Origin of the sequence: Atopobium sp. oral taxon 810 str. F0209, assembly GCF_000466405.1 — a bacterium.
Classification (GTDB): domain Bacteria; phylum Actinomycetota; class Coriobacteriia; order Coriobacteriales; family Atopobiaceae; genus Olegusella.
The window spans coordinates 117,193-141,168 of the sequence record NZ_KE952937.1; the positions used below are offsets into that span (position 1 = coordinate 117,193).

Annotated in this window: 18 protein-coding genes, 3 tRNA genes and 1 pseudogene; 5 read left to right on the forward strand and 17 right to left on the reverse strand. The window is 47.4% G+C overall.

The annotated features are described in order from the left end of the window. Nucleotides 1–426 precede the first annotated feature (426 nt). From HMPREF9069_RS09170 to HMPREF9069_RS01955, 6 genes and pseudogenes are all read right to left on the reverse strand, one after another. Entirely contained in the window at nucleotides 427–567 is a 141-nt protein-coding gene (locus HMPREF9069_RS09170; RefSeq protein ID WP_021625427.1) for a hypothetical protein, read from the reverse strand. Nucleotides 568–793: 226 nt separating this feature from the next. Next, nucleotides 794–1,411: a 5-formyltetrahydrofolate cyclo-ligase gene (locus HMPREF9069_RS01935; RefSeq protein WP_021625428.1), complete on the reverse strand. Its 618-nt coding sequence runs from the start codon at nucleotides 1,409–1,411 to the stop codon at nucleotides 794–796. Between the two features lie 15 nt (nucleotides 1,412–1,426). Beyond that, nucleotides 1,427–2,116 (reverse strand): 4'-phosphopantetheinyl transferase family protein, encoded by a 690-nt coding sequence (locus tag HMPREF9069_RS01940; protein ID WP_021625429.1) that lies wholly within the window; start codon nucleotides 2,114–2,116, stop codon nucleotides 1,427–1,429. Between the two features lies 1 nt (nucleotide 2,117). Continuing rightward, nucleotides 2,118–3,830 carry a gluzincin family metallopeptidase gene (locus HMPREF9069_RS01945; protein WP_035438077.1) on the reverse strand — a complete coding sequence of 571 codons (1,713 nt, stop codon included), beginning with the start codon at nucleotides 3,828–3,830 and terminating at the stop codon, nucleotides 2,118–2,120. Between the two features lie 2 nt (nucleotides 3,831–3,832). Beyond that, nucleotides 3,833–4,138 (reverse strand): annotated as a pseudogene (locus HMPREF9069_RS01950) (peptide chain release factor-like protein); the annotation flags it as partial. 111 nt (nucleotides 4,139–4,249) lie between these two features. Further along, nucleotides 4,250–5,458 carry a MalY/PatB family protein gene (locus HMPREF9069_RS01955; RefSeq protein WP_035438079.1) on the reverse strand — a complete coding sequence of 403 codons (1,209 nt, stop codon included), beginning with the start codon at nucleotides 5,456–5,458 and terminating at the stop codon, nucleotides 4,250–4,252. A 137-nt stretch (nucleotides 5,459–5,595) separates the two neighbouring features. On the opposite strand from HMPREF9069_RS01955, the gene HMPREF9069_RS01960 reads away from it, so the two are divergent. Then, nucleotides 5,596–6,507 carry an aldose 1-epimerase family protein gene (locus HMPREF9069_RS01960; RefSeq protein WP_021625433.1) on the forward strand — a complete coding sequence of 304 codons (912 nt, stop codon included), beginning with the start codon at nucleotides 5,596–5,598 and terminating at the stop codon, nucleotides 6,505–6,507. 58 nt (nucleotides 6,508–6,565) lie between these two features. Here the strand turns inward: HMPREF9069_RS01960 and HMPREF9069_RS01965 are convergent, their stop codons facing one another. The 8 genes from HMPREF9069_RS01965 to HMPREF9069_RS02000 all read right to left on the reverse strand — a co-directional run bounded on the left by HMPREF9069_RS01965 (nucleotide 6,566) and on the right by HMPREF9069_RS02000 (nucleotide 15,668). Then, nucleotides 6,566–9,277: a valine--tRNA ligase gene (locus tag HMPREF9069_RS01965; RefSeq protein ID WP_021625434.1), complete on the reverse strand. Its 2,712-nt coding sequence runs from the start codon at nucleotides 9,275–9,277 to the stop codon at nucleotides 6,566–6,568. Nucleotides 9,278–9,352: 75 nt separating this feature from the next. Then, nucleotides 9,353–10,729, reverse strand: a complete 1,377-nt coding sequence (clpX, locus tag HMPREF9069_RS01970) for an ATP-dependent Clp protease ATP-binding subunit ClpX (RefSeq protein ID WP_084170281.1) — start codon at nucleotides 10,727–10,729, stop codon at nucleotides 9,353–9,355. Nucleotides 10,730–10,749: 20 nt separating this feature from the next. Then, nucleotides 10,750–11,358, reverse strand: a complete 609-nt coding sequence (locus tag HMPREF9069_RS01975) for an ATP-dependent Clp protease proteolytic subunit (protein ID WP_035438083.1) — start codon at nucleotides 11,356–11,358, stop codon at nucleotides 10,750–10,752. A 138-nt stretch (nucleotides 11,359–11,496) separates the two neighbouring features. Next, complete coding sequence (gene tig, locus HMPREF9069_RS01980; protein WP_021625437.1) at nucleotides 11,497–12,840, reverse strand: trigger factor; 1,344 nt, start codon at nucleotides 12,838–12,840, stop codon at nucleotides 11,497–11,499. A gap of 65 nt (nucleotides 12,841–12,905) precedes the next feature. Then, nucleotides 12,906–12,990, reverse strand: a tRNA-Leu gene (locus tag HMPREF9069_RS01985). A 129-nt stretch (nucleotides 12,991–13,119) separates the two neighbouring features. After that, nucleotides 13,120–13,857 (reverse strand): Ltp family lipoprotein, encoded by a 738-nt coding sequence (locus HMPREF9069_RS01990; protein ID WP_035438086.1) that lies wholly within the window; start codon nucleotides 13,855–13,857, stop codon nucleotides 13,120–13,122. 138 nt (nucleotides 13,858–13,995) lie between these two features. After that, on the reverse strand, nucleotides 13,996–15,357 hold the full coding sequence (gene gdhA, locus HMPREF9069_RS01995) for an NADP-specific glutamate dehydrogenase (RefSeq protein WP_035438088.1): 1,362 nt from the start codon (nucleotides 15,355–15,357) through the stop codon (nucleotides 13,996–13,998). A 234-nt stretch (nucleotides 15,358–15,591) separates the two neighbouring features. Beyond that, a tRNA-Pro gene (locus HMPREF9069_RS02000) sits at nucleotides 15,592–15,668 on the reverse strand. A gap of 202 nt (nucleotides 15,669–15,870) precedes the next feature. Here HMPREF9069_RS02000 and HMPREF9069_RS02005 point away from each other — a divergent pair. Together HMPREF9069_RS02005 and HMPREF9069_RS02010 are read left to right on the forward strand one after the other, a co-directional pair. Next, nucleotides 15,871–15,946, forward strand: a tRNA-Gly gene (locus HMPREF9069_RS02005). Between the two features lie 397 nt (nucleotides 15,947–16,343). Then, the gene (locus HMPREF9069_RS02010) at nucleotides 16,344–17,315 is read left to right on the forward strand and encodes a diacylglycerol/lipid kinase family protein (protein WP_021625441.1); all 972 of its coding nucleotides are present in this window, start codon (nucleotides 16,344–16,346) and stop codon (nucleotides 17,313–17,315) included. A gap of 231 nt (nucleotides 17,316–17,546) precedes the next feature. Here HMPREF9069_RS02010 and HMPREF9069_RS02015 read toward each other — a convergent pair whose 3' ends face one another. Then, nucleotides 17,547–18,200 (reverse strand): GntR family transcriptional regulator, encoded by a 654-nt coding sequence (locus tag HMPREF9069_RS02015; protein ID WP_021625442.1) that lies wholly within the window; start codon nucleotides 18,198–18,200, stop codon nucleotides 17,547–17,549. 215 nt (nucleotides 18,201–18,415) lie between these two features. Here HMPREF9069_RS02015 and HMPREF9069_RS02020 point away from each other — a divergent pair, with 215 nt between their 5' ends. After that, entirely contained in the window at nucleotides 18,416–19,192 is a 777-nt protein-coding gene (locus tag HMPREF9069_RS02020; protein ID WP_035438091.1) for a dimethylarginine dimethylaminohydrolase family protein, read from the forward strand. Between the two features lie 83 nt (nucleotides 19,193–19,275). Beyond that, nucleotides 19,276–20,778, forward strand: coding sequence for a basic amino acid/polyamine antiporter (locus HMPREF9069_RS02025; protein WP_051317753.1), 1,503 nt, complete (start codon nucleotides 19,276–19,278; stop codon nucleotides 20,776–20,778). A 294-nt stretch (nucleotides 20,779–21,072) separates the two neighbouring features. Here the strand turns inward: HMPREF9069_RS02025 and ptsP are convergent, their stop codons facing one another. Both ptsP and pfkB read right to left on the reverse strand, forming a co-directional pair. After that, nucleotides 21,073–22,779 carry a phosphoenolpyruvate--protein phosphotransferase gene (ptsP, locus tag HMPREF9069_RS02030; protein WP_035438092.1) on the reverse strand — a complete coding sequence of 569 codons (1,707 nt, stop codon included), beginning with the start codon at nucleotides 22,777–22,779 and terminating at the stop codon, nucleotides 21,073–21,075. A 104-nt stretch (nucleotides 22,780–22,883) separates the two neighbouring features. Then, the gene (gene pfkB, locus HMPREF9069_RS02035; RefSeq protein WP_035438094.1) at nucleotides 22,884–23,819 is read right to left on the reverse strand and encodes a 1-phosphofructokinase; all 936 of its coding nucleotides are present in this window, start codon (nucleotides 23,817–23,819) and stop codon (nucleotides 22,884–22,886) included. Between the last annotated feature and the right edge of the window lie 157 nt (nucleotides 23,820–23,976).

Here is a 23,976-nt window from a genome sequence, read left to right on the forward strand (position 1 = left end):
ATACGCCACAAAACCGCTGGTAAAAATTTCTGCAAGGGCGCTTATTGAACCCGATGCAAGTAAAAGGGAGCTTTATGAACCGCCTGTGAGCAAAAAGGGTGCTTCTTGAACCCGTTGTCTTCCCTTTAATACAGGCGGTTCAAAACCGTACCAAACCGCCGAAGAATGCCCAGGTAAAAAATGGCGCGAGGGCGCTTCTTGAACCCGATGCGGACAAAAGGATGCATATTGAACCCGATGCGGGCTGAAAGGTGCTTATTGAACCCGATGCGGGTAAAAGAGTGCTTCCTGAACCACCTGCAAGGAACAACTGAAACAGCATCTAGGTAGCACAGCGTATGGGGGCATAAAAACGAGACGACACCATGGGTGTGCCGTCTCGCAAATGGGGTCCCAATGAGATTTAAATTGTGTTACTACTAAAACTTATGCCTTCCAGACATCTCCTGCATAAGGAACATAGTGATAGTCTGGCTGATCTGCGTTTTCAGATGCCGTGCTACAAGGAACTGCAGAAAGAACGAGTCCACCAATAACCAAAGCAAAAATAAAAGCGATGACTGCCATATGAACCACCCTTCTCCGTCGCCGCTGTAACATTCTCGTAACTTATATACCCACTATAACACGCTGTTTTACCTGCTATTACACTTTTTCTACTGTTTCTTTTAGTAATTCACACAAATATGTTTTGTTATCTTAGTAATTATTTGGAATCACGAAATACAGCGCTCGCCCTTTTTGCAAAGAAGCAGTACGGCTTGAACTTGCACCTAAGTTAATGGGACAGCTACTAAGCGTTTACCCTTATGGTTCGCTGCTCACTTACAACAAGTTCTACGGGTTGATCATGAATATCAATAACGCCTAAATCCGCCAAACTATCTCGCATCTGAATTTCACGACAAAGACCAACAGAATAACCCGCAAAACTTGCTAGCAAGCTGTCATAAAAGCCACCGCCATAACCCATGCGATAGCCTGCAAGATCAAAGCTCAATCCAGGCACAACTGCCAAAGACGGAATACCAAATACATCTTCATCAGACAGACGAATTAAATTCTTTGGATCCGCCAAAGGCTCTAGCACGCCAAACTTGCTTTTTTCTAACTGATTGAAATCTTGAATACGATACCAGTCCATCAGACGGGTATGAGGGATAACGCGAGGAACCGCGACTGTCTTTCCTGCCTGCCACGCAAGTTCGATAAGTTCGCGAGTATCGACCTCTTCATTGACCGAAAGGTAGGTCAAAATCAAAACAGAATTGCACCATTCAGGTGTCGCTACCACATTTTTGGCGATAACCATATCAATACGGGCACGCTCATCAGTAGACAAGCCTTTGCGTAGCTGGATGAACTGCTTTCTCAGCTCTTTTTTTTGCGCCATAATCTCGTTGCTGTCCATACGTACCCCTTAAAGCTATGCCTTGAACTTGCACACCCACGCGTCTGCATCAAATTCATGCAAGCGTAGCTGTGCGCACTTTGCTGTCGCCACACAAATTACCGATGCTGAATAGTTGAGATAGGCAAGCTGCCATTCATTCATCCACGGTAAATAAATAGACGAATCCACGCCGAAACCCGTACCCTGCGCTTTGAGCACTGCTTCGATACGAGCCCATTGGCGTGCAAAATTTACAGGATCTGATGCCAATTTACGTAGCTGCGCGCTCGGCTCATCGCCCTTTTTATGAGGTATACCAAGTGTCCGCCCCAAGGCAAGTAAAGCCCGGTCAGAGATGTTTTTCATGACTGGCGTAACATCTACTCCAAGCTCTTCTTCGCATACTCCCAACACCACTAAATTGTCAGCATCTGAAAGGTTAAAGTGGGGACCTCCACCCGCAAGATAAGGCTTGCCATACGCCCCATAGCGAAGTTGTTCCGCATCGCTAATTCCAAGCACAGCACTCAAAAGTAAAGCAGAGCCAAAAACACCTAACCCTGCAGCTGATGCGCGTGGGGTTTGCAAACTAAAGAGATGCTCTGCCTTCGCACAAGCAGCGGGTAGAAGCTGTGCGGGTCGTCTTTGCCACAGCCTCTCTAAACCTTCTGTATGTAATACATACAGGTCTACCTTTAGCCCATTTGAAGCCACGAGCGCCACACTAAAGCCTCTCGATATAGCTCAACACATCGTTGCATGTCTTGCTCACTTTATTAGTGTCCGTGAGATCAACGAGTTTGACTTTTGCCATGAGTTCACGATAGCCATAGTTATAGCAACCCGCATCGATAATTTTGCGCCAAGTCTTGCAAGCACCCTTAAAGTCAGTCTGGCTGTTATCCCAAAGTTGCAGTGCTGCAATGCCACTGGTTGCATAACTCACATAGTAAAGCGGCGAATCAAAGGTATGGCTAACATACTGCCACCAATAAGCACTTTCATCATCGGTTTCATCGCCATATTCACTCGCAATGCGCGCATAGGTCTTGTTAATTTCATCCAAAGTCATATCAGGATGCGCATAAACCTCACGCTGAAATTCGTCATAGATACAGCCATCAATCACATTGGTTAATTGATCCATAAGGTTGGCACTTGCTGCCTTTTTGCCAAGTTCAACACCATATATTTCATCATAAAAATTGGTATAAAGAGATTGAAGACCATTCGCTTGAATCTCAGAGATATCAAGATTGCCGCCACCATATACCAGATTATTGGGCGATGCATTAAGGCGGTAATCAGTAAAATGACCAATCTCATGTGAAAGTGTTTGTAGATCGGTCACACCATTCGCCTTCATATAGATAAACGGTACCTGATTTTCAACAAAAACCGTTGCAAAGGCACCATCCATGCGATTGTCATCGCTACCGATATTAAAAAGATGATGTTTTTTAAGCAGTTCAACCGAATCGCTCACAATCGGATCAATCTTGCTGCCAGCCGACTGGAGTTTATTAAGCGTAGTTGCAAGATCCTGTTCGGGCGCCTCTTCGGTAAAAGCAAAAGAAGCATCACTTTCATAATAAAGTTCAAAGAAGCGTGGTCCGATCTTTTTGACAGCCGCATAAAGCTTTTCAAGATCTTCGGGTTCGTAATCACGCAAATACATATCATCCGCAAGGTCGGCATAGTTATCATAACCATTAAGTTTTGCCAGCTCAGTGCGGATTTTAACCAGCTTAACAAAGATAGGCCCAACCTTCTCATTAAGCTCGGTGGGTGTCAATTCGTCTAGATCGGCTTCATTGATTGCCGAGAAATAGTCTTCCTTAAGTTTGGCTTCCTGCTCGTCAAGTTCAAGCTCGCGTTGGCTGGGTTCTTCAGACTGTGCGTAATAATCAAAGGCCACCTGGCCTACATGCTTTTTGAAAGCATCTGCAGTAGGACCTGTACAGGCAGCAGCAAATGCAACATTTGCTGCATTATGACAACTATCCGAATCCAGTTGAGCCTCGGTAAATTGTTCAGAGATATTTTCATCATTTATATTTGAGCAATACGCAAGATAGGCGGCATTGGTATTGTCATCGAGTTTTGCTAGCTTGCTATACAGCAAATCGTACTGCTGGATAACTGCAGCCTCATCTCCATCTTTTGCAAGCTTAGTAAGTTTGTCACAATCCTTTTGAAAGCTAGCTGTATCAAATTTTTTGTAGTGTGGAACCACCATAGGACGCGTTGCCGAAAGCTGGCTTGACTGAGTCGCCGAACCATCATGACTCACGCCCAAAACACTGCAACTTGTTCCCAAGCCGAGCGTAAGCAGAGCAACTAAACCCGCAAAAGCGAAACGTCGCACAAAGCTTGGTGCTTTATATTTGTGCAATATACATAACAGACGAGACTGTGTACGAGATGCCTGAAACATAGTTAATCCTCCTCAACGCGTCGACGCATAGTTTTGACACGTGACCGTCTCTTTTTACTGTCAAGGCGACGCTGTATAGAAGCTTTAGTGGGACGCGTTGCATGACGTTGCTTGGGCGGAATCGAACGACGTCTTAACTCAGCTCTGATTTTTTCAATACAGTGTGCTCGATTTTGAAACTGACTACGCGAATCCCGACTTGTTACAGCAATACCTGTTGGCAGATGACACATACGTACCGCTGTGTCCGAGGTATTAACCCCCTGCCCACCAGGACCGCTCGCATGAAAACACTCGATACGACAGTCAGCAGCAATATGCTCCGCATCTTGGCGAGCATACCGTGCGTATTCCCGATAACTTAGCAGTGCCTTCATTCATCCTCCCATATGGCCTCATGCGAGGCTTAAAAGGACAGATTACACGAAGACATAATTTTTTATTCGCAAAAGTGCTTCTTCAATAAGTGAACGGGGTGATGCAAGGTTTATACGGATATGACAAGGTCCACCAAAGTGACGACCATCCTGCCAACCTACTCCTACATCCCACCCCGCCTGCAGTACATCATCAATTGTGCAAGCATGTAGCTCGCAATACTGCGTACAGTCCAAGAAAAGCATGTAGGTACCCTGAGGCATCGCACAGCTCACTCCATCGAAGTGTGTTGCGATATAGTCAACAAAAAGACTCGCGTTGTCTTCGATGACATCCATAAGCTGATTTTTCCACTCATGACCTTGCGGAGAATAGCCGCCGATAAGGGCATGCATAGAAAGTACGTTCATCTCGTTATAGTGGGTTTTCTCGCCAAATTCACTAATCTGATGTCGCAACTTTTCGTTATAAATCACATGATAGCTACCAATAAGGCCCGCGAGATTAAAAGTTTTGCTTGGCGCATATGCCGCAACAACATGTTCGCGCGCCCAAGGAGATACCATTTGTGTAGGTATATGCGTATGACCCGCAAACACCAAGTCAGCCCAAATTTCATCGCTGATAACTGTTACGTTCGCGGCCTCAAAAACAGCCATTGCAGCCTTGAGTTCTTCATGCTCCCAAACGCGACCGCAAGGATTATGAGGTGAGCAGAAAATTGCAACCCTAATGTTATTTTCTGCAATCTTACGAGCCATATCTTCATAATCCATACGCCAGATGCCCTGCTTATCGCGATAAAGCGAACTATAGACACTATGACGACCCGTACCTTCTACATCAGAGCGAAAACCCACATAGACAGGGCTATGCAGCAAAATTTTGTCCCCTGGTTGGGTAAGCGTTTGGATTGCTGAAGTAATAAAACCATGCACACCATTCTCATAACCAATAAGTTCAGGCGTGATATCGGGATGTCCAGAACGACGCCAGTCACAAATTGCCTGGTAATAGGCATCGCTAGGCTGGAAGTATCCAAAAAGCGGATGTGCTAAACGTTTTGCAATAGCATCCGTTACCGCTGGACAAGTTGCAAAATTCATATCGGCTACCCACATGGGGATAAAGTCAAAGCCTTGCTTGGGAGCAGCTGGCTCAAAGCCCCAGACTTCTTTTCCTGCAGCATCATAAGCGGTTGCGTCGTGACCACGGCGCTCATAAACCGTGGTGAAATCATATGTCGTCATCTGTCCGATTCCCTCTCTGCAGATGTAAATCTTTGAATTGTATAGTGTCGCTTTCTTCGTGCTCATTCTAGAATGACTACAAAGCGTGTGTTGGAGCAATAAGAAAATCCTGTCACTCACACAAAGAAGGGATTCGCATGTCCAAAGTTGTTGCGATTGCTTCGGGCAATCTTTCCGCGCAAATAAAACTACACGGAGCTGAGCTTTCGAGCCTACAACGAGGAGACGATGAATTTTTGTGGCAAGCCGACGAACGCTGGTGGGGCCGTCACGCTCCGGTACTCTTTCCCATCGTAGGCAGTATTCGCAACGATAAAGCTCAGACTGCGGCGGGTACATGCCATATGGGTCGCCACGGTATTGCACGTCTCAAGGACTTCACTGTGGCCGAGCAAAGCGCAGATACAGTAACACTAGAACTTTGCTCTGATGCAGATACCACGGCTGCTTTTCCCTACTCCTTTGTACTACACATGAGCTATAGTCTCGAAGCAAGTGCAGTTGGTGGAGCTGTGGATACTCTGCGCCAGAGCTTCTCTGTCACTAATACAGGCACCGATCCACTCCCTTTTTCAGTCGGTGGGCATCCCGCCTTTAATGTTCCTGCACCGCAACATACGGGTGCTTGGGAAGACTATGCATTGCGTTTCACGCAGCCCTGGTCTTATGTTTCGCCTGGTGTAAATGCTGAGGGCCTTTGGGACTATCAAATCAAGACGCCTATTGTTGATAAGGCAGATAAACTTCCTTTAGACCGTCAGCTTTTTTGCTATGACACCATCGAGTTGGAGGGCACACCAGATTCTCGCGTAACCTTGGTGGATGGCGCTGATAAGCCAGTGCTGCATCTGGATTTTGAAGGATTTCCCTATCTGGGTATCTGGTCTCCTGGCTGCGAGTCAGGCGATGCACCGTTTGTCGCTATCGAGCCATGGACAGGTACTGCAACGCGTACCGACGAAGATGACATACTTGAACACAAGCAAGGCAGCCTCACAGCACAGCCTGGCGAAACCGTTGAGCGAGCTTTTACCATAACTTTGCTTTAAACATAGCTATAGCGCGGCAACTTGCAAAAATTTGCTTGTTGCCGCGCTATTTTTCTACTTAACTAAAGTCAGCAATCTGATTTTCAAGTTGCGAGATAGTTGCACTCAACTCATCAGCACGCGCGCGCTTCTTCTCAATAACAGCTGCGGCTGCCTTAGCAACAAAACTCTCGTTGGCAAGCGTACGCTCGGTACCGGCAAGCTCCTTACGAGCTGCCTCAAGCTGCTTGCTCAGACGCTTCTTTTCTGCTTCAAAATCAATGAGGCCACCAAGTGCCACAAATACTTCCATATCACCTAAAGCTACAGAAATAGCGCCCTGAGGTTTGTCGATGCGCGCACCAACTACCATCTGGTCAATGTGGCCCACACTACAGATAAAGCTGCGCTGAGCCTCGATAACCTCGGCATCATTGCCCATAGTACGTACCGCCACATCAAGCTCAGTACGTGGTGACAGGCGATAGCGCGCACGTGTGGAACGCACAGCACCCACCAGCGCCTTTGCCAACTCAAAGTCATGCTCCGCGCGCTCATTTACATAGGAGGCAAAGTCTGCTTCCTCAGGCCAAGCGGCCATCATAAGGAAACGACCATCGTGACTGACATAACTGCCATTTTCATCACGATCAAGTTCGCTTGCAGGCAACGCATCCCAAATCTTTTCGGTTACAAAGGGCATTACGGGGTGCAGTAGACGCAAACTAGCATCAAGCACATAGATCAAATTACGCTGTACTTGCAGCTTTTCTTCGGGGGTACCATCCAGCAGGCGACCTTTGCAAAGCTCGATATACCAGTCGCAAACCTCATTCCAGAAGAAGGATTGCAAATCGCGAGCATAGTCACCAAACTCATATGCCTCTAGCTGGCGAGTAGCCGTAGCAACCGCACGGGCAAGACGAGAAAGCATCCACGCGTCCTCGGGCGTCTCGGCAACAGGAGATCCAGGCTGATAGCCTTCAAGGTTCATCTGTACAAAACGACTGGCATTCCAAATCTTGGTAACAAAGGAACGTGCCGCATCAGTACGATCTGATTTAATGAGTTCGCGTGTTTTCTTGTCGATATCAGCGTCAAACTTAACATCTTGATTGTTGGTAATCAGAGTAAGCAGATTGTGACGCATGGCATCTGCGCCGTACTTTTCCATCAAATCCATTGGGTCAACACCATTGCCCTTGGACTTGGACATACGACTACCATCTTTAGCCAAGATAGTCGCGTAAATATACACATCGTGGAACGGTACTTCGTCGGTAAAGTACAAAGAACTCATGATCATACGCGCAACCCACAAGGCGATAATGTCACGAGCAGTCACGAGCACCTTTGTGGGATGATGACCTTCCATGCACTCGGGGTGGTCGGGCCAACCTTGCGTAGCAAAAGTCCACAGCTGGCTAGAAAACCATGTGTCAAGTACATCCTCATCTTGATGGATATGATGACTTCCACAATGTGGACAGACATCAGTATCTTCAAGCAGAGCATCTTCCCAACCGCAATCCTCACAGTAGAACACCGGAATACGATGACCCCACCAAAGCTGACGGCTAATACACCAGTCCTTGAGGTTTTCCATCCAAGTGAGATACGTCTGGGTCCAGCGCGCGGGATGGAACGTAACCTCACCATCCTTTACAACCTGAGTCGCGCGCTCCTTGAGTTTGTCAACAGCAACAAACCACTGCTCGGACAGCCACGGCTCCAGCGCAGTATCACAGCGATAGCAGTGCATAACTGAATGCTCAATATCTTCGATATGATCAAGCAGACCATGTGCATCAAACCAAGCAACAATAGCCTCTCGAGCTTCATCGCGATCCATGCCCGAGTAGGCGCCATAACCCTCAACCACGTGCGCAGTTTCGTCAAAAATATTAATTTGTTCGAGATTGTGAGTCTGACCCATGGCATAGTCATTAGGGTCATGAGCAGGGGTTACCTTGACAAAACCCGTACCAAAACCAGGCTGTACATGCCAATCAGAAAAAATTTCAATCTCACGATTGACGATGGGAAGCAAAACCTTTTTGCCCACAAAGTCAGCTTTTTCTGGATCTTGAGGACTTACCGCAACGCCCGTATCGCCAAGCATGGTCTCGGGACGCGTGGTTGCTACAGTGATATAGGTCTTATCACCTACAGGCTCTACCAGTGGGTAACGCAAATACCAGAGATGGCCTTTTTCATCGTGATATTCGGCCTCGTCGTCAGAAATAGCGGTACGGCAATGGGGACACCAATTAACAATGCGCTTACCTCGATAAATGAGGCCGTCATGGTACCAGTCTACAAAGACCTTGCGAACCGCACGTGAAAACTCAGGACTCATCGTAAATTGCTCGTCATCAAAATCAATGGAGCAACCCATACGCTTAATCTGATTGACAATTGTGCCGCCATACTCATGAGTCCAGTCCCAGCAAGCATCTAAGAACTTCTCACGACCCATTTCAAGACGAGACTCACCTTCTGCCTTGAGCTTTTTGTCGACCTTGGTCTGGGTAGCAATACCTGCATGGTCTGTGCCCAAAATCCAGCGAGTAGAACGACCACGCATACGGTTATAGCGCACAAAGGTATCTTGGATACTGTCATCCATCGCATGACCCATATGCAAAATACCTGTGACATTGGGAGGTGGGATCGTAACCGTGCAGTCCCCTACACCACGAGAACGCTGATAGCAGCCCGCCTGAACCCATCGCTCAATCTGCTCGGGTTCGTTGGTAGCAGGGTCGTAGGTCTTGGGCATTTCTTCCATGAAAATCCTCCCTCTCCTGCCGCGACGTGGTGGGCACTCATGTCTAGAGCGCGCTTCGTCTTGGCGGAATAAAACTTACAAGTTCGAACGGTTGGCGCCTTCACTAGAACGCACAATCTGGGGAGACTGCGCGCCACCTACAGATTCAGGCGTCACAATAACCTCGGTAATATCAAGGTCACTTGGTAAATCAAACATCGTGTTCTGCAGCGTTGCTTCACAGATGGATCGCAAACCACGAGCGCCCGTACCGCGGGCAATAGCCTGGTCAGCAATCTCGCGCAAAGAATCCTCAGTAAAGTTCAGATCCACGCCTTCAAGGTCAAACATACGCTTGTACTGCTTGACAATAGCATTGCGCGGCTTGGTTAAAATCTCCACCAAATCATCTGCTGTCAGTTCACGCGTTGAGCAAATCACCGGGATACGCCCGATGAACTCAGGGATCATGCCAAATTTATGCAGGTCTTGAGGCATGACATTGCTCATCAGCTCGTCTTGGTCTTCCTCGACTTTACGCGAAAGTTCAGCATTAAAGCCGATGCCCTTCTTGCCAATACGATCGGCAACAATCTTGTCCAAGCCCACAAAAGCACCACCGCAGATGAACAAAATATTGGTGGTATCGATGCGAATAAGCTCTTGTTGAGGATGCTTGCGACCACCTGTAGGAGGTACTGCAGCTTCGGTTCCCTCAAGAATCTTGAGCAATGCCTGCTGGACGCCCTCACCCGACACATCGCGCGTAATCGAGAGATTCTCAGCTTTGCGAGCAATTTTGTCGATCTCATCGATGTAAACGATGCCCATCTGAGCACGTTCAACATCGCCATCCGCAGCCGTTAAGAGCTTGAGCAGGATATTTTCGACATCCTCACCCACATATCCCGCCTCGGTCAATGTAGTTGCATCAGCAATGGCAAAGGGCACCTCAAGGAAGCGTGCCAGCGTCTGGGCGAGCAACGTTTTACCCGTACCCGTAGGACCAAGTAGCAAGATGTTGGACTTTGCAATCTCAACGTCTTCACTATCTTCGGCAACCTCATCAGCACCCGCAGCAATGCGGCGATAATGATTGTAGACGGCCACGCTCATTGCGCGCTTTGCTTCTTCTTGACCCATGACATAGTTTGAAAGTTCGTCATAAATCTCATGCGGCGTTGGAAGATGCTTGAGGGGCATCTCATTGCTGGGCTCAAATTCTTCCTCAGGCGCAAGCTCAAAGCCAGCAGCTGCATCATTGCTGATATGTGTTAGTTCCTGAGCTCGTGCACGAGCATCTTCGGCATCCGAACCTGAAATAATATCCTGACAAGCAGCAACACATTCATCACAGATGAATACACCATCAGGCCCTTGAATTAACTTACGCACCTGAGTACGAGTCTTGCCACAAAACGAGCAACGCAGCTCGTCAAACATCCCTGTTCTGTTGTTACCAAACGAAGGCATGTGCCCTCCTACTCAAAATCTTACTGCTCGGTGCGTGACGTAATTACACGGTCTACTAGGCCATACTCCATCGCTTGTTGGGCACGCAAATAATTGTCGCGCTCGGTGTCAGCATTAATTTTTTCGACTGGCTGGCCAGTGTAGCTTGCGAGCAATTCATTGAGGTGCTCACGAATCCACTTGGTTTCATCAGCCACAATCTGAATGTCGGTCTGCTGTCCTTGGGCACCAGAGCTGGGCTGATGAATTAACACCATCGAGTTAGGAAGCGCCATACGCTTACCCTTGGTACCAGCAGCAAGTAGGACAGACGCCATCGAGGCTGCCATACCAACACAGATGGTCGAAATGTCAGGCTTAATAAAATTCATCGTATCGAGAATGCCCAGACCAGCATAGACCTCGCCACCAGGAGAGTCGATATACAAGCTGATATCCTTGTCGGGGTCTTGACTTTCTAGGTGCAAAAGCTGCGCGATAACAAGATTTGCAGATTCGCGTGTAATCTCTTCACCAAGAAAGACAATGCGGTCGTTGAGTAGCCTTGAATAGATGTCGTAGCTACGCTCGCCACGAGGGGTCTGCTCAACCACATAGGGAATCAAAGGAATATTTGTTGGGTTGTGCATAAGTGCATCCTTTCGCCTACGAAATGCTTTACCTAACGATGGTACCCCACTCGTGACACTCTGAGACATTTATGGATAAAAGTGCCCCGGCAGTTTTTCTGCCAGGGCACTTGACCATCAAAAACTTGCGACCAAAAACTACTCAGCGTCCTCGCTGGCCTCGTCCTTGTTGCTCTCATCCTTGGCGCGAGCCTCGGCAACCTCGTCAACCTCGGTAACCTGTGCATTCTCAACAAGCCAGTTAACAGCCTTGGTGCGACGGATGGACTGACGCACAGCAGGCATACGACCATCAGAGAGGAACTCTTTGATGGAGGAATCAACATCTTTGACGTTGGCCTTCTCAAACTCACTACGGATATCCTCATCGCTGCATTCAAGCTTGAGCTCGCACGCCAAAGCGTCAAGAGCCAGAGACTGACGCGCGCGCTCTTCGGCCTGATCGTGCAGGTCAGTCAAGAACTCATCGCTCTTGATACCCTGCATACTGAGATACATATCAAGATTCATGCCACGACGAGAAAGCTGACCCAAGAACTCCTGAGCGAGCTCATTGAACACCTGATTTTGGTAGGCCTCGGGAACCTCCTCAAGGTCGAGCTGCTCGCCAATAGCGGCTACAACGCGATCCTCCTTGAGACCAGGCAGACCTTCCTTCTTGTCTGCTGCAACTTCTTCCTTAACGGCGTCACGGAGTTCAGCGACGGTATCAAAACCAAAGCCAGTCTTGGCAAACTCATCGGTAAGCTCAGGAGTAACTGCCTTCTGGATGGTATTGACAGTAACCTCAACCTCAAACTCATGGGTATGGTCACCATGGCTATGAGTCCAAGAGATGGTCTTGGTCTCACCAACCTTCATGCCAACAATTTCAGAGACGAGCTCATCGGCAAGATTGGGATTGCCAAGGGCTAAGGTACGATCCTCACCAGCAATACCAGACTCGCCCTTCTTGTCAACGGCAGTGACCGTAATCATGTCCTTGTCCTTGACTTTCTTGGCACGCTTATTGGGTTCAAAGGTGGTGCGATAAGTGAGCAACTGCTCAATTTGGTTGTCAATCTCCGCCTCGGTTACCTCTGCGGGAGGCATATTGATAGCGGGGGCATCATAGCTCTTAAGACCAGCAACGGGAGGCACGACAACAGTGCAGTCGATAACAAAATCCTCGTGCTCAACGACAGGATCAGACTCGCCCCAGTCGGGACGCTCAACGGGAACAAGGTCGAGTTCCTCAATCATCTGAGGTTGAACCTCCTGGAGCAGCTCGTCAGTAGCCTGTGCGAGAACTGCATCCCTACCCAAAATGCCGTCAATAACAGGACGTGGTGCACGACCACGACGGAAGCCCTGGAAGTTATAGCGCTGAGCAATGTCACGATAGGTCTTCTTGACCGTAGCATCGACCTCAGCAGCAGGGACAGTAACCTTGGCCGCGACCTTGCCGTCGTCGGTCCTCTCAGAAGTGACGGAAATCTTCAACGTTCCTCCAGTGTCTCATGCCAAATCATATGCAAACGTTAATCTGGCTTTACCTCTAGTGTGAATGGTGCGGGCGAAAGGACTTGAACCTTCACGGGTTGCCCCACTGGAACCTAAATCCAGCGCGTCTGCCAATTCCGCCACGCCCGCATATAAACACACAGGAGAAGATATTAGCAAAACTACCCTCCGCTGGGTAGGAAAACTCAAACTGACCACGTAGCAACTACATGACTACCGTTGACGGAAGAAATGTAAGCGGATTACCTATGTAAAGCTTTACTTGCCAAATACTTCTGTCGCAGCCGCTTCTGCTTGTTTGCGTGTAAATCCATCAAAGATGAGCTGACGCTCCATGTCTTTTTTATCTTTGATGATGTCATAATCGTAGTAGCTCCAAGCACAACGTAGTGCCTGCTCGTTCCAATCAATTTTGATATTTTCTACAGCATAGGTGGCCTGCTCGTCAGTAAAACCTAAATACGCTAATTCTTTTTGCAAACCCGACTGTGAGCTGGCAGCACTTCCTATCAACTGCTGTGCATATGCCAAAGCTTCCGCATTCCAGTCAATACCGCTATGGTCTATAGCCCATACAGCATCAGCCTCCGAAAACTGATCATTTGGCTTAAGCATATTAAGAAGACTATCGCGCGAATATGGACTATGAGCAATGTAACCAACCATTTGATTGTAAGCCGCACGTTGACCTTTGGTTGAAGGTTGCATAGTGGGGGTAGGAACGGCAGGCAACTCTACCTCGGGTTTTTCAAAAAGATGCTCATGTTGAAGAGTATGCCTAACATACGAAGTTGAAGTATTGCTCGTAGGCGTATCTAAAGGTTCTATAGGAGACGGAGACACCACTCCTGAAGCGGAACCCAATGCAACGGACAGTGCCACGATATTGGCACCGACCAGCAGGCTGCGCCGAATCGTACGTTTGCGGATTTGCTTTTTTCTATTATCCGCCGACATTTTTGCTAGATTCATGGAGTCAGTCGTAAAAAAGCTCACGGGTGCCTACTATCAGCGTTTAGTTTACAAACAATACGTTATATCTAGGTCTATCCTAGACGAAAAACAGCGCCTGCCGGGCATAAGACCGGCAGGCGCTGCAAAACCATCACGCTAGGATTATCTAGTAAATACGCCTTAGCAAACACCCTGAGCCATCATAGCCTCTGCCACTTTGAGGAAGCCAGCAATGTTGGCACCAAAGACCAAATCGCCCTCATGACCGTACTGCTTTGCAGCGTTACTCGCAGCGGTATAGATAGACTCCATGATGCCTTTAAGTTTTTCGTCAACCTCATCAAAGGTCCAAGAGAGATGTTCTGCATTTTGGCTCATCTCAAGACCAGAGGTCGCAACGCCACCAGCATTTGCAGCCTTGCCAGGCGCAAAGAAGACGTCATTTTGCAGCAAATACTGAGTTGCTTCAAGCGTGGTTGGCATGTTAGCGCCTTCGACCACATACTTAACGCCGTGAGCAACAAGCTCCTTGGCATTGTCGAGATTGAGCTCGTTTTGCGTAGCACAAGGCATAGCAACATCACAGGCCTCGCCCCAAGGACGCTCACCCGCATGATAGACAGAATTAGGACGAGCGGCAGCGTACTCGGTCAGACGAGCACGATGTACTTCTTTTACTGTCTGCAAAGTGGCTACATCAATGCCATCGGGATCATAGACATAGCCTGATGAATCAGACACGGTAACAACTTTTGCGCCGAGCTGCTCTGCTTTTTGAACTGCATAGATTGCAACATTACCCGAGCCAGAAACGCAGATGGTCTTATTTGCAAGAGGAGCTGCTGCAACGGTGGGAGTGCCCTCTTTTTCGGCCACCATATGAGACAGGAAGTAAACTGCGCCATAGCCCGTTGCTTGCGTACGTGCAAGAGAGCCACCATAGCTCAGACCCTTACCGGTAAGTACGCCAGACCATTCATTGCGCAAGCGCTTATACTGGCCAAACATATATCCAATCTCGCGAGCGCCCGTGCCAATATCACCTGCGGGAACATCGGTATTAGGACCAATGTGACGGAAAAGCTCGGTCATAAAGGACTGACAAAATGCCATAACCTCACGGTCAGACTTACCCTTGGGATCAAAGTCACAGCCGCCCTTGGCACCGCCCATGGGAAGCGTTGTGAGACTATTCTTGAATATCTGCTCAAAACCTAGGAATTTTAGGATGGAAAGATTCACGCTAGGATGCAGACGCAGACCACCCTTGTAAGGACCAATAGCTGAATTGAATTGGATACGATATCCGCGATTAACCTGAACCTTACCCTCACCATCAACCCAAGGCACACGGAACATAACAATGCGCTCTGGCTCTACAAGACGCTCAAGCAAAGCGGCTTGCTCGTACTCGGGATGAGCATCAAGGGCAGGTTGAAGGGTTGTTAAGACCTCAGTCGCAGCCTGAATAAATTCAGGCTGGTCAGCGTAACGCTCGGAAAGCTCAGCGATAACGCGCTCGGAATAGTTTTGCTCGGACATGATTCCCCTCTCATGGTAGTGCGGGCACGACGCCTGTCGCCCCGGTGCGAACGTCATCCCAAGATGACGTCCCTCTGGCGTACTCATTCACGCCAAGTCTAGAGTAGGTGGGTTTTTCTTTGCCTACTAAATCAAGTATTAAATTTATCTGTTACGAAACAGTTCGCCAACCATTTATGTCTTATAAGAGGTTCTACTTGATAAAAAACCGCAACAAAGGCGACAAATAAAGTATGGTCGGGGCGGCGGGATTCGAACCCACGACATCCTGCTCCCAAAGCAGGCGCGCTACCAGGCTGCGCTACGCCCCGTTGACGGAGGGCAATTATAGATGAGCTGTGCCTTTATCGCAACGGATAGAACAACTTACCAATAATTTTTTACTTTGCTTGCTATTTGCTCACAAACCCCTGCCATGAAAATATTCTTATTCTTGTGAGAATTACTCAGCAAAGGCAAGATTTATGTAGCGTGATGTGAAGACTTGGGCTATTCTGTCTTAGCACGTCATGTGCGGCGGTAGTTCAATTGGTAGAGCGTCAGCCTTCCAAGCTGATTGTTGCGGGTTCGAGTCCCGTCCGCCGCTCCATACAAATGCAGAGGTCAGCGTCACTGAGGCGCTGGCTTTTTTTCATACGTAAAGCTATGGTGTGACACCAACTTTCGGGATATAGAAAAAATGAGATTCCTTTTTTATCATCCCATCCAAAAAGGGTTCGTTTTTCACTTTTGGCTCCACAAAAGGGGTCTGGTAAATTTTGGGTCAATGATGAATTAGGAATCCGATTCCGATGAAATTGATGAATTGTGAACCGTTTTCGCATGTTGCAGCTTCGCGCTGTAATGTATGCTGCGTTTTATATGCCACATTCCAACACACGTTTTTCCTATATGCCCAAATTTTCATGTCCAACGCTGCTTTTGTAGGCTGGCCTATACTTTGTACAAGCAAAATTTGAAGAAACTGAGTTTGAAAGGTTTTACACATGAGCCGACAACTGGGACGCACTATCGCCATTGCCAACCCTGCTGCTCGCAGTGGTAAAGGGGCTCATGCAGCTGAGTTTGTCCGCCGATACTTTGAAGCGCATAGCTCCGCAACAGATAAGTTCCATATGCAGCTTACCAACGCAAGTGGCCATGCTCAAGATATGGCTGCTCAAGCGGCTGAGGCAGATACCGTCATTGCGCTAGGTGGAGACGGACTTATCAACGAAGTTGTGAATGGTCTTATGCAAATACCTGCAGCCCAGCGCCCCATTCTTGCTGTTATAGCCATGGGTTCAGGAAACGATTTTGCGCGTACGCTTGGATCTGCCATTAACGACCCTGAAGCTGCACTTACTGAAGTTATGATGGGTACGACAAAGCAGCTTGATCTAGGTGTTTTAGATAAGGACACTCCACAAGAAAAGTACTACATAGAAACTCTCTCATTTGGGCTTGATGCAGCTATTGCTCTTGATACCACCAATCGTCGCGCTGCAGATACTCATCAACAAGGAGCTACACTTTTTGCTACTTCTGGTCTCAAAATTATGAGCAAAGCTCATCATGGCTGGGCTTTTAGCGCAAGCTACTGCGATGCTGCTGGCAACAAAAAAGAAATTGCAGGTCACGAAATTATTTTTGCTGTGCAACAGGGCGTAACCTATGGTGGCGGCTTCCAAATTACACCTAAGGCAGATGCATCTGATGGTCTGCTTGACCTTTGTTATAACTGCAGTTTGCCGATGGTGCCTAACACTCTGCGGCTCTTTGGCTTGACTCGTCTAGGAAAGCACACACGATCTCGGCATTTAGCTTTTGATCAATTAACTCATTTGGACATACACTTCCCCGAGGAAATTCCTCCTGGACAAATCGATGGAGAAAAAATACCCAAACAGGAACATCACAGCATTGATGTTGTCCCCGCTGCTTTGAAAGTTATCATTTCGAACAATACTACCGACTAATTGAAACAGCCCGCTGCGTAACAGCAGCTCCAAAAAAATAAAATATATTTTTTGCTCTTAAAAATATCTACACTATTCCATCGTTCATTTATATATGTTCAGAAGAATAGATGGTTAATATTTTTAGCCCCGAGGAGGCTTTTTTGGTAGGAATGCGAACAAAAAAGCCTCCTCGGGGCTGTTTCACCCGATATAGCTGGATACAGACTACGTGGTTAGCACGGCTCTTTCCTACCACGACAGATATTTAGCGTTATCCAATGACCAGTGCACATCCCGTATATAAGATTGCAAACTAATACCATCCCGCTTCTTGAAAAGTGCCAAAATATGTGCGTGTTCCTTATTGGCTTTGCGCGCATTGGCTTCCAGCACATCAGGCTTTTCTTGCAAATAGGCGCGTTTCATAAAAAAGCGATTAAGATCATCAATATAGTCTACAAGTCGACTGTTGCCACACTTTTGCACGTAAGTCTGATGAAACTCGCGTTGCAAATCATCATAGCGATCAAATAACCCGCTATTGATCGCCAGCTGCATACTGTTACACAAAAATCCTAGTTGCGCAACATCATTGTCGCTCATACGCCCTGCTGCCAAAAGAGCCGCTCTCCCATCAAGCGGCCCCAAAATCTCAAACACTTCGCGTGCTGCCGACTCATCAAAGCCACGCACAATAAAGCCTTTTCGCGGCAAACGCTCCAAATAGCCCTCGTCTGCAAGCTGCATCAGCGCTTCTCTCACAGGGGTACGGCTAACTGACAATGCATCAGCAATACTTTGCTCGCTAATATGTTCAAACTCCCCCAGCATGCCTTCATTGATGAGATTGGCAATATGCATATACACATGATCTTTGAGAGAAAAGTATCTTTCTTTACTCATACTGTCACACACCTATAACTTATTGTATTTACAATACTATTGTATACAATCGTCATTCTTGCCAATATAAACAAAAAAGTAAAGATAAACAGCGTATAAATTACCGCTTACTGAAAAAATAATACCTTTGAGTATGAATTGTACACGGTATGCAAATCTTAAAGATATTTTGGACTTACGAAGCGCAAAGTTAGTTTTTTGAAAGGAGTTTTACCATGGCTAGATTTACTCATTGCATCGTCCGTCGTCCAAGTCACTCTTTGCTTAACGGCATTACCTCTGCCCCTGAGCTTGGAAAGCCCGACTATAATCGCGCTATTGAAGAGCACAATGACTACATTGATGCCCTTACGCGTTGCGGCGTAGATGTCACCGTACTTCCTGCATCCGAAGAGTACCCTGACAGCTGCTTTGTTGAGGATACCTGCGTAATTACACGTTGTGGTGTTATCGTAGACAACCCAGGAGCTGACACTCGTCGTGGTGAGGCAGCACTGCTTGAACCTGTACTGCATCGCTTTTTTGATTATGACAAAATTCGTCACATTACCTCACCAGGCACCCTTGAGGGCGGTGATGTCATGATGGTAGGTAACACATTCTATGTTGGCAGGTCAAAACGTACCAATGCAGAAGGCATCCGTCAGTTTGCCGCCATCCTACAAGAGTGGGGTCTGAAGTGTGTTGAAGTCCCTCTGGAGAAAGTGTTGCATCTAAAGACAGGCGTCAACTATATCGAGAACAACAATATGCTCGTCTCTGGCGAATTTATCGAAAAAACTGATTTTGCAAGCTACAACAAGATCATTGTTCCTGAAGAAGAGGCCTACGGCGCCAACTGTATTTGGATAAATGACACAGTCATCGTCGCCGAGGGCTATCCCGTTGTGCTCAAGGCTGTACAAGATGCTGGTTACAAAACTATCGTGGTAGATACGTCTGAATATCGCAAACTCGACGGCGGTCTATCCTGCCTAGGCTTGCGCTTCTAGAACTTTTTTCTTCATCCCCAAAAGGTTGCGCGGGTCGGCAAAACGATCCACGCAACCTTTTACTACGGAGAGAGGGTGCTACGATGCAAACATCTAATGTAATGACAAGTAGTCCCGCAAAATTACTCATAGACGAGCAAGGTAACAAAATCATCGATCCCAATGGCATGGGTCTGCTACGCCTGTCAATGATGGTTATCACAGCGAGTATTTGCGGTGGTATTTTCTCACTGGCAGGTGATCTTGCAGCAGGTGGTGCCAATACAGGAGCTGTACTGATCAGCTGGGGCATCTGCTTTGTAGGCGTACTATCACTTGCTATGTGCTTTTTTGGTTTATCACGTGCACGGCCTGACCTAACTGGCGGCATTTACGCCTATGCTGCAGCAGGATTTGGTGATTTTGTTGGCTTCATTTCAGCATATGGTTACTGGATTTCAGGATGCCTATCTAACGTCTCGTTTGCTCTTCTACTCTTCTCAGCACTTGGATATTTCTTTAAGCCTTTTGAAGGCGGCAACAATCTTCTCTCATGTATTTTTGCCTCCGCATATCTGTGGTTTTTGGTCTGGTTGGCAGCAAAAGGTGTCAAAGAAGCAGCTAAGCTCAACGTTTTTGTAACCATTGCAAAGATTATTCCTCTTGGGCTATTTATCGTCTCAATTTTGCTGTTGGGTAAATTTAATCCTTCTATTTTTATGACTAACTTTACAGGTGAACCAGGCGGCCCAGGCTTTTTTGAGCAGGTTGTATCCACTATGGTTGCACTTGTTTGGGTCTTTACTGGCATCGAAGCGTCCGTGGTAATTTCAGGACGTGCTCGTCTCGCAAAAGATGTGGGGCGCTCGACCATTATTGGATTTGTTTCCATTTTTGTACTGTATATGTTGATATCGGTCCTCAGCATGGGTGTAGTACCTCGCGAGCAAATGGCTCAACTCGCGACACCTTCGATGGCTGGTGTACTCGAAGCTGCTATCGGACCTATTGGTGCTGCTATAGTCAATCTCGGCGTAGTGTTGTCGCTGTTAGGCGCTATGTTAGGTTATGTCATCATCAATGCCGAAACTCCGTATGAAGCAGCAAAGATGGGTACTTTCCCCAAGATTTTTGCGCAATCAAATGAAGCAGGATCTCCCATCGTGACACTCATTGTGTCATCTGCAATTACACAGCTATTTTTGATTTTGGCAGTATTTGCAACAACCACCTATCAATTTATGTACAACTGTGCCGTATGCACAATTTTAGTGCCCTATGTCGCCTCGGTATTATACTTTGCCAAAATCGCCTGGCAGAACAAGTTCATGGGTGTCGATGGTGCAGGTAATATCAACAAGGCACGCTTTTTTGGTTCGTTGGGCGTGGCATATACTATCTTTCTAGTGTGGTCCTGTGGACTAACTGGCATTATGATTACGACCATATTGTTTACCCCAGGTATTGCTCTTTATGCTTGGGGCGAAGTAACCCAAGGCAAGAAGATTTTGCCAACTATGGTGGATAAAGTTATTGCGGCGATTATTGTCATCACGATGGCAGTATCGATATACCTCATTGCAATGGGTACAATTTCAGTACTGTAAGGAAACTGCTGGCAGGTAGCGTTGGTATGAAGCTGTCTGCTGGCAGACTGATAGGCAGTCACACTGCTCGTTGAACTCCTCCATCAATTCAAAAAGTGTGTATGAGTAAAAATAAAAAAACTTTGTTAGTTTATATCTGGTACTCATAGCGTAGCGATAATAAACTCCATACTAAACTAATACAAACCCCAAAACCTGAAACAAATCAGATTTTGGGGTTATATTTTGGGGTTATGTCAATACTCTTAAAGTGTATAAATAACTATTTCTTTAGCTATCTACCATTTAGCATAATTACTTCTTGACAGCAGCCTGCAAAGCAGCTTTGACCTCAGCAGCAGTATCGAGCTTCATAATCTTTTCAGTCAAAGCGTCTGCTTCCTCCTTGGTCCACTGCGAAATAATGTGACGTGTACGCAGAATGGACGGCGAAGATACGGAGAACTCACCTAGACCAAAGGAAATCAACACGGGAATAATCAAAGGATCGGCTGCTGCTTCGCCGCACATACCAACCATGATGCCAGCCTTGTTGCCTTCTTCAATAATACGCTTAAGCGAACGCAGTACAGACGGCTGATAGACCTCATAGATATACCCAATGCGATCGTTACCACGGTCAGCACACATCGTATAACCAATAAGGTCGTTAGTACCAATAGAGAAGAAGTCACATTCAGCAGCGAGCAAATCTGCAATCAAAGACGCGGAAGGTGTCTCAATCATGGTACCAACCTCAATATTGGGGTTGTAAGCAACATCACGCTCATCGAGTTCCTTCTTGCATTCCTCAACAAGAGTCTTAACCTTGCGGATCTCAACAAGGTCAGTTACCAGAGGCACCATAATCTTGATGTCACCAAAGGCGGAGGCGCGCAGCAGAGCGCGAAGTTGTACCTTGTACTGCTCAGGATTGGCAAGGCAGTAGCGAACGGCACGGAATCCCATAAAGGGGTTTTCCTCCTTGACAAGGTCAAGATACGGAATCTCTTTGTCGCCACCCACATCAAGCGTACGAATGATGACAGGCTTGTCCTTCATACGCAAAGCAACTTTTTGGTAAGCAGAGAATTGCTCATCTTCGGTAGGCAGTTCAGAAGCATCCATAAAGAGGAACTCAGAGCGGAAAAGACCAACGCCCTCAGCGTCATGCTCAATAGCAGCAGTTGCATCATCGGGGTTGCCAATATTAGCAACAAGCAGCTTGTTAATACCATCGGCTGTATTGGTTGGCTTACCGCGATATGCCTCGAGTCTCTTCTTGTCAGCGGCAAGCAGTTCGGCCTTAAACTTGTAGCTATCGAGCTCCTCATTGCTAGGATTAAGGAAAACCTCACCCTGAGTGCCGTCAACAATCAGCAAGTCCCCATTGTTGATAGCGGTCGTGCAGCCCTCAACAGACAGGACGGCAGGAATTTCCATAGCGCGGGCAATAATAGCGGAGTGAGAAGTACGTCCACCCGTCTCGGTAATGATGCCAACGATGTTGTTCTTGTCAATGTCAGCAGTCATCGAAGGTGTTAGCTCATGCACAATAACAACAGAGTGCTCGGGCAGGTTGGACAGGTCAACTAACTCTTTGCCCAAAAGATTGGCAAGCAAACCAGTCTTTACGTCGGCAACGTCAGCAGCGCGTGCCTTGAAGAGCTCGTCTTCCATATTGATAAACATGTTGTAATACATGTCATAGGCTTCAGAGACAGCTTGCTCGGCGCACATACCCTCATCAATGCTGTCATTAACACTCTCGAGGATGCCATCGTCTTCGGCAAACTCGATATGAGCACCCATAATGCCTGCCTCATTTTCGAGACCGCCTGCCTTCATACGCTCAATTTGTTCATTAGTACGAGCAATAAACTTGTCGCGGGCAGCCGAAAAACGAAGTTTTTCAGCCTCTAGATCTTTGGGGGCAGTCGGGGTGAAGGAGAGATCAGGCACCACCGCGACACGCGCAACACCGATGCCAATGCCATCCGATGCATTAACGCCTTTAAACATATGAGCTCCTCTTTTGCGTTCCCATAAGACACGCGCCTGATGGCGCGGCAAATCCATTGACGCCATCTCCGTATAAAGCGAGAAGACAATGTCTAAGACCGAGCCTATTTCTGCTTTGCCTGTTTGTTGATGAGCTCAATGAGGCGACCGTACACGCGATCGATAGTTGCGCGCTTGGCAATACCCTTACTTGCTGCCGTAGCCGTACCGCAAGCAGAAGCAAAACGTAGAGCGTTCTCATAATCAGCACCAGCAGAAACCATGGCGACAAAACCAGCAACCATAGAGTCGCCTGCACCTGTAGCGTTAACAAGGCGAATCTTTGCTGTAGGCACGGTGTGCATCACACCATTCTCATCAAGCAGCAATGAACCATGCCCACCACAGGAAACGATAACGTTTTGTGCGCCGCGCTTCTGTAGCTCACGGGCATAAGGCTCACACTCTTCAGGAGTTTCGGGGTGAGAATTAAAAATACGACCAACCTCATGGTTGTTAGGCTTAATCAAGAAGGGCTCTGCATCCAGTGACTGCAACAGCAACGTACCGGGAGCATCAACAACAAAGCGGATACCACGGCCCTTGAGACGACGCATGATAATCTCATACATATTTTCAGGCAGAGACTTGGGGATGGAGCCTGTCAAAATAAGGGTATCGCCCTCGCCAATAGCATCGATGCGCTCAAGCAGCTCATCGACTTTCTTCTCAGAAATCTTGGGGCCCATACCGTTAACCATTGTCATTGCAATGCCGATAAGCTTGACATTAATACGGGTGAAGCCCTTGTCCAAGCGGACAAAATTACAGGTGAGACCTGCATCCTGCAGCATTTGCAGCATGTAGTCACCCGTAAAGCCAGCAAGCAGGCCCAAAGCTACATTGGGAACCTGTAGCTCATTGAGAAGCGTCGAGACATTGATACCGTTGCCATCGCAATAAATTTCTTCAGTCGAAGAGCGGTTAGTGAAACCCATATCCAACGTCAAAGGATGCATGACGTAGTCAATGGCGGGGTTTAGGGTCATCGTGTAAATCAACGCGAGCTCCTTTCCAAATGCCAACTCGATTCATATTCTCACATACTTAGACTTTACGGAACGAAAAGAGAGAATAATTTGGAAGACGGTCGTTTAAGCCTGCCGTACGTATGGTAAAAGGTGGTATCGGTTTCATGTTTGAATGCCCTCATCACCT